At 64.6% G+C, this 10,344-nt stretch carries 11 protein-coding genes and 2 pseudogenes; 6 read left to right on the forward strand and 7 right to left on the reverse strand.

Going from position 1 to position 10,344, the window contains the following annotated elements:
- Position 1 precedes the first annotated feature (1 nt).
- The gene (locus tag ACTXPP_RS08230; RefSeq protein ID WP_443341734.1) at positions 2-592 is read left to right on the forward strand and encodes an MFS transporter; all 591 of its coding nucleotides are present in this window, start codon (positions 2-4) and stop codon (positions 590-592) included.
- 102 nt (positions 593-694) lie between these two features.
- Complete coding sequence (locus ACTXPP_RS08235) at positions 695-1,690, forward strand: isopenicillin N synthase family dioxygenase (RefSeq protein ID WP_301525328.1); 996 nt, start codon at positions 695-697, stop codon at positions 1,688-1,690.
- Positions 1,691-1,713: 23 nt separating this feature from the next.
- Here ACTXPP_RS08235 and ACTXPP_RS08240 read toward each other — a convergent pair whose 3' ends face one another.
- Positions 1,714-2,016 (reverse strand): thiamine-binding protein, encoded by a 303-nt coding sequence (locus tag ACTXPP_RS08240; protein ID WP_443341736.1) that lies wholly within the window; start codon positions 2,014-2,016, stop codon positions 1,714-1,716.
- An 83-nt stretch (positions 2,017-2,099) separates the two neighbouring features.
- Between ACTXPP_RS08240 and ligD the strand changes: the two genes are divergently transcribed.
- Positions 2,100-3,380, forward strand: a complete 1,281-nt coding sequence (ligD, locus tag ACTXPP_RS08245) for a non-homologous end-joining DNA ligase (protein WP_443341738.1) — start codon at positions 2,100-2,102, stop codon at positions 3,378-3,380.
- On the opposite strand, the pseudogene ACTXPP_RS08250 reads toward ligD, so the two are convergent.
- Positions 3,325-4,224, reverse strand: a pseudogene (locus tag ACTXPP_RS08250) (DMT family transporter); the annotation flags it as partial. The gene ligD and the pseudogene ACTXPP_RS08250 overlap by 56 nt on opposite strands.
- Positions 4,225-4,316: 92 nt before the next feature.
- Between ACTXPP_RS08250 and ACTXPP_RS08255 the strand changes: the two are divergent.
- The gene (locus tag ACTXPP_RS08255; RefSeq protein WP_443341740.1) at positions 4,317-4,910 is read left to right on the forward strand and encodes a TetR/AcrR family transcriptional regulator; all 594 of its coding nucleotides are present in this window, start codon (positions 4,317-4,319) and stop codon (positions 4,908-4,910) included.
- Between the two features lie 37 nt (positions 4,911-4,947).
- Here ACTXPP_RS08255 and ACTXPP_RS08260 read toward each other — a convergent pair whose 3' ends face one another.
- A complete protein-coding gene (locus tag ACTXPP_RS08260) occupies positions 4,948-6,078 on the reverse strand; it encodes an aminotransferase class V-fold PLP-dependent enzyme (protein WP_443341742.1) in 1,131 nt (376 codons plus the stop codon).
- Between the two features lie 141 nt (positions 6,079-6,219).
- Here ACTXPP_RS08260 and ACTXPP_RS08265 point away from each other — a divergent pair, with 141 nt between their 5' ends.
- Together ACTXPP_RS08265 and ACTXPP_RS08270 are read left to right on the forward strand one after the other, a co-directional pair.
- Positions 6,220-7,713, forward strand: a complete 1,494-nt coding sequence (locus ACTXPP_RS08265; RefSeq protein WP_443341755.1) for a bifunctional phosphatase PAP2/diacylglycerol kinase family protein — start codon at positions 6,220-6,222, stop codon at positions 7,711-7,713.
- A gap of 141 nt (positions 7,714-7,854) precedes the next feature.
- Positions 7,855-8,286 carry a hypothetical protein gene (locus ACTXPP_RS08270; RefSeq protein ID WP_301497703.1) on the forward strand — a complete coding sequence of 144 codons (432 nt, stop codon included), beginning with the start codon at positions 7,855-7,857 and terminating at the stop codon, positions 8,284-8,286.
- 147 nt (positions 8,287-8,433) lie between these two features.
- Here ACTXPP_RS08270 and ACTXPP_RS08275 read toward each other — a convergent pair whose 3' ends face one another.
- The 4 genes and pseudogenes from ACTXPP_RS08275 to ACTXPP_RS08290 all read right to left on the reverse strand — a co-directional run.
- Complete coding sequence (locus tag ACTXPP_RS08275) at positions 8,434-8,820, reverse strand: hypothetical protein (RefSeq protein WP_301497700.1); 387 nt, start codon at positions 8,818-8,820, stop codon at positions 8,434-8,436.
- Positions 8,821-9,197: 377 nt separating this feature from the next.
- Positions 9,198-9,350 carry a hypothetical protein gene (locus tag ACTXPP_RS08280; protein WP_301520859.1) on the reverse strand — a complete coding sequence of 51 codons (153 nt, stop codon included), beginning with the start codon at positions 9,348-9,350 and terminating at the stop codon, positions 9,198-9,200.
- 70 nt (positions 9,351-9,420) lie between these two features.
- Entirely contained in the window at positions 9,421-10,077 is a 657-nt protein-coding gene (locus ACTXPP_RS08285; protein ID WP_443341744.1) for a permease, read from the reverse strand.
- A gap of 50 nt (positions 10,078-10,127) precedes the next feature.
- A pseudogene (locus ACTXPP_RS08290) lies at positions 10,128-10,344 on the reverse strand (hypothetical protein); the annotation flags it as partial.

The raw sequence follows: 10,344 nt of genomic DNA on the forward strand, positions 1-10,344 counted from the left end.
CATGAGTAACCAGCAGCCCTACCGTCCTGACCCCAACCGCGGCTACGGCCAGAACGAGCCGACCCGCCAATACAGCCAGCAGCAGTACGGGGCGCAGTACCAGCAGCGGCAGCCCAACCAGGCTCCACAGCAGGGCCAGCCCCAGAATCGGCCCCCGAACCAGCAGGCTGAGCAACCGCACCTGCTGGCCGGCCGGTTCGACACCAAGAAGGTCATCATCAACCTGGTCATCCTGGGCGTGCTGTGCGCGGTGATCTCCTTCGCCATCCTGGTGGTTGTCGACCTCATCGTCTCGGCAATCACCGGCTGGGCGGCACAGGGACCGGGCAACGCGGTGGTCTACGGCGCGATCGCCGGTATCGTCGGCGTGTTGGCTGGCCTGCTGTACATCCCGGTGGTCGGCACCGGCAACGAGAACCTCTTCGGCATGGCGATCATGGCCCTGACCTTGGCGGCCATCGTGATCTACGTGCTCTCCGGCGGACTGCTCGACGGTGACTGGAACACCATCCTCACCCTCGCGGCGATCCTGTGCACCGCCACCACCGCCTACCTCTCGCCGACCCGGATCGAGTCTGCACGGGTGCGATGACCTCCCTTTTCGCCTTGACCGAGGTGACGGCAGGGGGGCACCGAGGTGTAACGGGGGGACAGGGGGCTGGACCTGGGGGGCAACATGGGTAGGATAACCTCCATGTTCACGACCCCTGATATCCCGCTCATCGACGTCGCAGTGTGGCGCAACGGCACCGCCGACCAGCGAGCTGAGCTGGCGGACCGGCTTGACCAGGCGATGAAGAACTCCGGGTTCTTCATGGTCACCGGCCACGGCATCGACGAGGGTCTCTCGGCGAAGTTGCGGGAAGTCTCGGCGGAGTTCTTCCGCCTGCCGGACGAGGTGAAAGAGAACTACCGCACCATCGTCGGTGGTCGAGGATGGATCCGCACCGGAGACGAAGCCAACGCCTACTACGGTGAGGAGGTCAACCCGGAGACCGCCGACCTCAAGGAGACCCTGACCTTCGGCCGTGAGCACACCACCGGGGACGCGGAGATCGACCAGGAGTTCTTCACCCCGAACGTCTACCCGGAGGAGGCTCCGGAGCTCAAGGGCCTGGTCCTGGCGTGGATCGACGGTGCCCGCGCCCTCTACAACGACCTGCTGGAGATGCTGGCGACAGCGCTGGGGCTCGACGAGAACTACTTCGTGAAGCGGGCGGCGAACTCGCCGAACACCTTCAACATCAACCGCTACCCGGCACTCAGTGTGGTCGGGCGGGCACGGGAGGGGCAGTACCGGATTGCCCCGCACACCGACTGGGGCCTGGTGACCATTCTCGACCGGCAACCCGGTTACGGTGGCCTGCAGGTGGAGACCATCGACGGTCAGTGGCAGGACGCCCCGTACGTCGAGGGTGCCCTGACGATCAACATCGCGGATCTGCTCACCCGGTGGACCGGCGACCGGTGGCGCTCCACCAGGCACCGGGTGCTCGCCCCCAGCCCGGACGCACCGACCGAGGAACTGGTCAGCATCATCTGCTTCTGCGAGCCGGACATGGACCAGATCGTCGAGCCGCTGGCCCCGCCGGTGGGCGGGGGAGCACACTATGAGCCGGTGCGTGCCGCCGAGTACTTCAGCGAGCGCAACGCCGCCGCCATCGTGGGTGACGGCGTCGCAGTGAGTTAGAACCCGCCCGACACGGCATCAGGCTAAACGTCGAGGGCCTGTTCCAGCCGCTCGAGCTTGCCGCTGATTTCCCCGGTATGACCGGGACGCAGATCTGCCTTCAGTACCAGCGACACCCGTGGCGAGTATTCTGCGACAGCCTCGCAGGCACGTTTGATCACGGGCATCACTTCGTCCCACTCGCCTTCGACGGTGGTGTACATCGAGGTGGTCTCATGCGGCAGGCCGGACTCACGGATCACCTTCACCGCTGCGGCCACGGTGTGGGACATTGAACCATCCGGCTCATCGGTGGTGGCTGGGGCGATGGAAAATGCAAACAACATATCTCCACCCTCCATCCGGAGAGCCAGTTTGTCGAGGATGGAGAGGATGGAACTGTGTCGTGCCGCCGTGGCAGACTGGGGGCATGGCTGGCACAGACAGCGTGGATGTCGCCGGCCGCGACATCCGCTTCACCCACCCGGGCAAGGTGATGTACCCGGCCACGGGTACCACCAAGAAGAATCTCGCGGACTATGCGCTCAGCGTCGCGCCCTGGCTGACCGCGCATGCCCATGACCGTCCTGCCACCCGGAAACGTTGGGTCGACGGGGTGGGAGGGGAATCCGGCGCCTTCTTCGAGCGCAACCTGCGACAGGCGGGCACTCCCGACTGGGTGGCCAGAAGGGACTTCGAACACCAGGCCCGTAGGGTGACCTACCCGCTGGTCAACGACACGGCGACCATGGTGTGGCTGACACAGTTGGACACCCTGGAGATCCACACACCCCAATGGCGTTACGGTCCGCGCGGGGGACAGCACAACCCGGACCGGATGATCTTCGACCTGGACCCTGGTGACGGGGCCGGACTACCTGAGTGCGCTGAGGTCGCCCACTTTGTCAAGGACAAGCTCGACGGGATGGGGTTGGTGTCCGTACCAGTGACCACGGGAGGCTCCGGGATTCACGTGTACGCAGGTCTGTCCGGTGACCACCGTGCCTCGGTCGTGCTCGACAAGGTGCACCAGATCGCCGATGAACTCGCCGAGGAACATCCGGACAAGGTGGTCTCGGAGATGGACAAGCAGAAGAGGGTCGGGCGGGTGCTGGTCGACTGGAGTCAGAATGACGGGGTGAAATCCAGCTGTGCGCCATATTCCCTGCGTGGACGGGCGAATCCCACGGTGGCTGCCCCGCGTGACTGGGAGGAGATCGATTCCGATGTCCGCCAGCTGGGCTACCGCCAGGTGATGGAGCGGGTGCTCACCCGGGGTGATCCGATGGACGTTCTGCTCGACAGCAGTGGTGCTGACGGTGGACCGTCGTTCGTGATCCACGAACACGATGCGACCACCTTGCACTGGGACCTCCGTCTGGAACACGCGGGTGCCCTGGCGTCCTGGGCGGTTCCCAAGGGAATGCCCACCGACTCCGGAAAGGACCGCCTGGCGATCCAGACCGAGGACCACCCGTTGGCGTACCGCGACTTTGAGGGCAGCATCGGCGACGGGGAGCCTGGTGCGGGGACAGTCGACATCTGGGACGACGGCACCTACCGTGTGGAGAAGTGGCAGGATGACGAGATCATCGTGACTCTTCGTGGGCGCGACGACGGCGGTCTCGGCGGTGAGCCCCGGAAAATCGCCCTGATCAACTCACAGATGAACGGTGAGAAGAAGAACTGGCTTGTTCACCTGATGGCGTAGTCCGGGATCCGATACCGGCGAAGACGGCGACGGACACACAGCCCAGCACCATCCCACACACCTGGACCAATGACGGGGGATTGCTGGTCATCGCCCACGCCCACAGGCTGGTCACCGGCGGGGTGAGGAAGAGAAGCATGCTTGTCGGGGTCGCACCGAGTATCCGAAGGGAGGCGGTGAAGCTCGCGTAGCCGCCGATGCCCGACATCAGTACCAGCCACACCAGTGCGCCCACGGTGCTCGCGGTGAGGGTGATACCGAGTCCACCGGTGGCCGCTGCCGCGGCAGTGAAACACGCTGCACCGGTGCACACCTGGATGGTCAGGCTGTCTAGCAGGGACACCCGGGGTTTCCAGGCCCTTTCCAGCAGCGTTGCGGTGGACAGTCCGAGCAGCGCGGCGACGGGTAGCAGTAGGGCCAGGGGAGCACCCTGCAGACTCAGGCCACCCACCGACAGCGTGACGGCGGCCAGTCCGGTGACCAGCGCCAGCGCGTTGCGCGGGGTGAAGGGGTCACCCCAGAACACCGATCCGGCTGCGGCGATGAGCAACGGCTGGAGGGCGCAGACCAGTGAAGTGAATCCGGTGTCCAGACCTGCTGCGGCGGCGCCGGAGACCGCGCCCGGGAAGATCGCGTGGGCCAGGACGCCGAGGATGATCTGCTGAGCGATGTCCCGGCGGGTCAACGGAGGAGCTGGGCGCCTACTGCGAACCACGGCCGCGACGGGGACCAGCAGGGCTGCGGTCAGCAGATAACGCCAGGCAAGCAGTCCAGCCGGCCCCGCGTCGTCCCCGGCAAGCAGAGAACCGACGAATCCGGAGCTCCAGCAGAGGACGAAGGTGGCGGCGAGAAGAACACGGGGGGACTGACATCATGCCCCCAGGTAAATATATTGGTCGGTATACCGTCATTGTACTGTGATGAAGGGCACTTCCCATGATTGATCTCGCACCCGTCGCCCTACCGGAGACCACCGCGGTGGGGTGGCGGCTCCTGGACGCTGCCGCGGAGCTCTTCTACCACCGGGGGATCAACTCCACCGGTACCGATGCGCTGGTGGAGCAGGCGGACACCACCAAGCGGACCATGTACCAACGCTTCGGCTCCAAGGAGAACCTGGTGTGCGCCTACCTGATGGTTCGGGCGCACCGTTGGCAGCACCGTGTACTCAGCAACGTGCGCGCCGCCGGGCTGGATCCAGGTGAATCCGGCGGCGAAGGAACACCACAGGAGTCTCTACGCGTGGTGTTCGATTCAGCTGTCGACTGGGCCCGTGGCAACCCGCGCGGCTGTGCCTTCGTCAACGCATGGGCGGAGGTGGGGGATACCAGTCCGGTGGCCGCGGGGATCATCGCCGAGGAAAAACTGTGGATGCGCAGTTTGTTCACCGCTCTCGCCGGAGACGAGGAAGTGGGTACGGAGATCCACGGCATCTATGAAGGTGCGGTGGTCTGCTCGACGATCCTGCGGGAGCCGGAGGCCCTGGAGCGCGCCTACGCGACGGCGGTCACGGTGCTGGAGAAGGCCTGACCTTGCGGGTCACCTCAGTGGTGACCCCGGTCGAGGATCAGAGTCCCAGCTTGTCCAGGCCGGCCCGGAAACGCTCGACGGTACCGTCGACGTCCTGCAGCTTGTCCAGTCCGAACAGGCCCAGGCGGAAGGTGGAGAAGTCGGCCGGCTCGCCGCACTGCAGCGGAACACCGCCGGCGACCTGGATCCCGGCCTCCTTGAACTTCGCGCCGGACTTCACCGCCGGGTCGTCGGTGTAGGCCACGACCACGGACGGGGCGGCGAACTCGCCGGTGGCGATGGGCTGGATGCCACGCTCTGCCAGCAGGTCGCGCACCTTGGTCCCGAGTTCGATCTGGGCGTCCCGCAGCTTCTCCAGGCCGATCTCGCGGGCCTGGACCATCAGCTCGGCGTTGTGTGCCAGGCCATCGGTCGGCAGGGTCGCATGGTAGGGGGTCTGGCCCTCGGCGTAGGAGTCGGTGATGAACAACCACTTCTTCAGGTCCACGGCGAAGCTGCTGGAAGTAGAGTTGGCCACGGCCTCACGGCCATCCTCGCTGAGCATGACGTAACCGGCGCAGGGGGTGCCGCTCCAGCCCTTCTGCGGGGCACTGACCAGCACGTCGACGCCGATGGCCTTCATGTCGACCCAGGACGCACCGGAGGCGACGCAGTCCAGGATGAACAGGGCCCCGACCTCGTGGGCGGCCTCGCCGAGGGCCGTGAGGTAGGCGTCGGTGAGCTGGATACCCGCAGCGGTCTCCACGTGCGGGGCGATGACGATCTCGGGCCGCTCGGCGCGGATGGAGGCGGTGACCTCGTCGATCGGGGCGGGAACCCAGGTCGAGGTGGACTCTTCTCCGGTCTGACGTGCGGTGTGCACGGTGACGTCGTCGGTGATCTTCCCGGCGTCGATGATCTGCGACCAGCGGAAGGAGAACAGACCGTTGCGCACGATGAGGGTCTTCTTGTCCGTGATCAGCTGACGGGCGACGGCCTCCATGCCGTAGCTTCCGCCGCCGGGGACCACAGCGACGGTCTCTGCGTTGTAGGTCTCCAGCAGGATGTTGCGGATATCCTGCATCACGCCGACGAAACGGGCCGACATGTGGTTGAGGGAACGATCGGTGAAGACGACGGAGTACTCGAGGAAACCGTCGGGATCGATGTCAGAGTGGGGAAGAGTCATAATGAACATTCTGACATATCAACAACGTCGGCTTTGACTGAAGGCCCACTTCAGACGTGGGTGAGTTCGACGGAGTTTGGCGGATTCACAAGGTAGTCTGACCTCAACAGTGGTTGGAACGCGGTGGATGACACACGGTGGATGGAGTGGATGCCGATGTTCGGACGGTTCGCTGGCTCGGCGGTCGACGGCGTGTTGAGCGGTCTGGGACGCATGGATCATGATGTGTTCGACGCAGTCGCCGGTGCAGAGAACCCCAAGCTGGACGCGGTGTTGCCGAGGTTGACCCAGGCGGCGAACTATTCCCGACTGTGGCTGGGAATCGCCGGGGCGATGGCCCTGACCGGGAACCCTCGGTTGCAGCGGGCGGCGGCCCGGGGAGTGGTCGGTGTGGGGGTCACGAGCCTGGTGGTCAACCAGGGTGCGAAGCGTCGGTGGCGTCGTGCACGTCCCGGCCATGATTCGGTGCCGGTGACGCGACGGATTCGTCGGTACCCTAGCTCGAGTTCCTTCCCGTCCGGCCATTCCGCCAGTGCCGCGGCCTTCGCCACCGGTGTGGCGGTGGAGGCACCGGCGATCGGTACGGCACTCGGTGGTCTTGCAGGTCTGGTGGGCTTTTCCCGGGTCTACACCGGTGCACACTATCCCAGTGATGTCCTGGTGGGCTTCGGAATCGGGGTGCTTGTCTCCCGCATCGGAGCCCGGCTCGTCCCAACGCCTTTGCCGGAGTCGGACACCACGGTCGAACCGTCGGTCGCCCAGACCGAGAAGCGTCCCGAGGGTGAGGGGCTGATTCTCGTGGTCAATCCGGCGTCCGGTGGTGGCACAGGGGAGAGGGTCCTCAAGGATGTCGAGAAGGCGCTACCGGCCGCGGAGATTATCGCCCTGGAGGGGGACGATGATGTCGAGCGGGTTCTGGAGGATGCCGCAAGCCGGGCCGAGGTTCTCGGCATCGCCGGAGGTGACGGTACCGTGGCGACGGCCGCCGGTATTGCGCGGGCAGCAGGTATCCCGTTGGCGGTGTTCCCGGGTGGTACGTTCAACCACTTCGCCAAGCAGATCGGGTGCGAGACGACGGGCCGTACCATCGCCGCGGTGAAATCCGGGTCGATGGGGACGGTGGACGTGGTCACCCTCAACGGTGAGACCACGCTGCTGAACACCTCGAGTATCGGCGTCTACCCGCGGTTCGTGGAGGTCAGGGAGCGTTTCGAGGCCAAGATGGGCAAGACGGTGGCCGCAGTCATCGCCACCTGGCAGATAATGAAGGAGGAGAACACCGTCACGTTGCGCTACGACGGGAAGCCCCTGACGACCTCGCTGTTCTTCCTCGGCAACTCGGTGTACCGTCCGGCAGGGTTCGCTCCGGTTGACCGGTCCAGCATCGAGGACGGCCTGCTGGATGTCCGGATGTTGGAGACCGGACGGCGGTTCTCACGGTTGCGTATCGCTGGAGCGCTGCTCACCGGCAACCTGGCACGCAGCCCGCTGTACCACGAGCTGCGTCGACCGGAGTTCCGCTGTGAGGTGCTCAGTGACCCCACCGCGGTGGCCTACGACGGTGAGATCGGGAATGAGGTCACCGAGCTGGAGTATGTCTCGCACTACCGGGCGTTGACCGTCTACCGGCCATGAGTAGATACGGAGGCACCGTAATCCCGCGCTGTGGTGGTATTTGATTCACAAAGTAATTGACATGACCATTATGCTCAAAAAGGTGGTAGAACGGACAGGGTCGAGCTCGAATAGAAAGTCCTGAAAGGAACGGCTTCACCCATGTCCACCAAGAACAAGAACCTTCGCAAGGCTCGCAACGCCGGACGTGTCACGAGTGCGCTCGGACTCGCATTCCTAGGTGCTGCAGGGAGCAGCTGGTTCGCTATCCGCCAGCAGCTGCTTTCTGAAGGCATCACCGTGCACGACGACGTGAAGTCTCTGGCAGGGAAGAAGGTGGGGGACCCGGTCACCGCCTATGCCCAGGCTGACATCGTCAACAAGCACGCCCTGGCGCAGAGCGGTGGAAAGCCCTTTGCTGAGTTGCCGATGGATGATCCTGCACGTGAGGTGGCTCTGATGGCGGCGAACGTGCGCTCGTCCCTGCTGACTTCTGTTCTCTCTTTCGGCCTCTCGGGCCTCGCCGCCGGGGTAGGGGCGACTGCCGTCGTCGCAGGTAGGGGATTGAAAAAGGTCGCCGCCTCCGCCGAGTAGAGAATTGCCCGCAGGGGACCCCAGACACGACTAAACCGTGGTCCCGATCGTCATCGGGGCCACGGTTGTCGTGTTGCTGCGGTCACTCAGATCCGTTATCACGTGAGCTCACGGAGAGTGACGGTCCGGTACTGGATCACCTGCTGATCACAGGCTGCTGGAGATGGAGTCCAGGAGGGACTCGGCAGAAGCAGCATTCTCGCCGTTCTCCGAGGCGGGGGCCTCGCCAGGAGCATCGGCGGGAGCCTCGGCCTGCGGGGCGTCGGCCGGTGCCTCACCCTGTGGCACCTCGGGGGGAGCCTCACCCTGCGGTGCCTCGGGGGCGGAACCCGGAGCGTTCTCTGCGCCGTCCGTTGCCGGCTGCTGGGACTCGAGACCCTCAGTGCCCTGTGCAGGCTGCTCGGCGGCCGGCTGTGCCTGCTCCGGGAATCCCTGGAGGTGATCGGCGAACTGCTGGAAAGGCTCGATGAGGCCGTTGATGTCCATGTTGGTGGACTCCTTTCGGTTGAGGAAGGCCGTCTGTGTGGCGGCCACGTGAACGAATCTACGAAGTGTTCTTGTTTTCTCACTCGGGGCCAACGCAGAGTCGCCGGACAGCTCGCTGAATATTCCGGGCACATGACCGATCTCACTCGAAGTGAGACGTTTCTCAGCCATTCTGAGACTACTGAACAGCGGTAACGTCAGATGTGCGGTGAACAGCCGCGCCGCTCCTTCTCACCTATTGTGAGACTTCCGTAATCTTCAGACGGAGGAGTGTGTCCAATTCTGCGCAGGCGGGTGCCTTGCAACTTGAGGTAGTTTCGCCCCTCGGTGCCAGATTGCGCCGCTGAGGTCCGAAGGCCACGACAAGCGCAGGAGGTTTCGTGCCGGGCCTGCTGCCGGAGCGTGATCGGAGGGAACTCCAGGTTCTACGGCTCCTGACTGGCGTTACGTTCATCCCCTGCCTGGGGCTGGGCATCCGGCTGCTCGGGCTGATCATCGGGAACGATTTCGATGTTGCAGCACGAGCTGGCGGGATTGTTGGCGGTGTTCTTCTTGGTGAACAGGTCCTTGAAAGCCATGGTGGACTCCCTTCATTGTCGTGAGTGATTGATTGGTTGAGGGGTACCTGGGCGTGCTCCCCGGGCAGTTCTAGCTGGTCAGGGAGATCAGGTAGCCGCCGATGATCGCCACGGTAAGGATGGTGGCCACGAAGGTGATCAACAGCCGGGGTTTGAACACCGCTGCCAGCATCGACACCTCCGGTGGCGAGGCACCCGCCCCGCCGATCATCAGGGCGAAGATCGGGCCGATCGCCACACCGGCGGATTGCAGTGCCAAACCGACCGGCAGCATTGTCTCCAGCCGGATGTACATCGGGATGCCGATGACCGCTGCCAGGGGCACGGCCCACCAGATGTTCGCTCCGGCGAAGCCGGTGAGCTGGTCTTCGGGCACGAACCCGTAGATCGCCGCGCCCACGGCCACACCCAACAGCTTGGGGATCAGCAATGGGCGCAGATCAGCCCAGGCCCGCCGTAGCGCCCCGGGGAGTTCACCGGCCAGGCCTTTCCATGGCTCCGCGGTGGCCTCACCCTGCACGCGGACGCGTTTCACCGCGGACTGCATGCCCAGCATCGTCCAGATCATCGGCGCGAGCAGGGAGACCACCAGGGTGAACACCGTGTAGATGATTGCGATCTTCCAGCCGACGATGATTCCGATCCCGCCGACGATGATCGGGTTGAGCAGCGGTGAGGAGATCAGGTATGTCTTCGAGGTCTGGAAGCCGACTCCGGCGTTGAGCATCCCGACGAGCATGGGCAGTGTCGAGCAGGAACAAAACGGTGTCACGGCCCCTACAGCAGGCCTTTGACCGGTCCCGGGACAATACCGCTGGACATCCAGTCGCGCATCTTCTCCGGGCCGAAGCGTCGGTTGATCAGTGCGACGGCTGTCGAGACGATGATGAACAACGCCAGCAGCTCGCCTAACAGCAGGGCGAAGGTCTGCAGTGTGTCTATCAGCATGGTGTCGTGCTCACTGCCCCTGTTCGGCCGGGTTGACTGGGGCGAC

Source organism: Candidatus Corynebacterium faecigallinarum (assembly GCF_052264515.1).
Taxonomy (GTDB): Bacteria; Actinomycetota; Actinomycetes; order Mycobacteriales; family Mycobacteriaceae; genus Corynebacterium; species Corynebacterium faecigallinarum.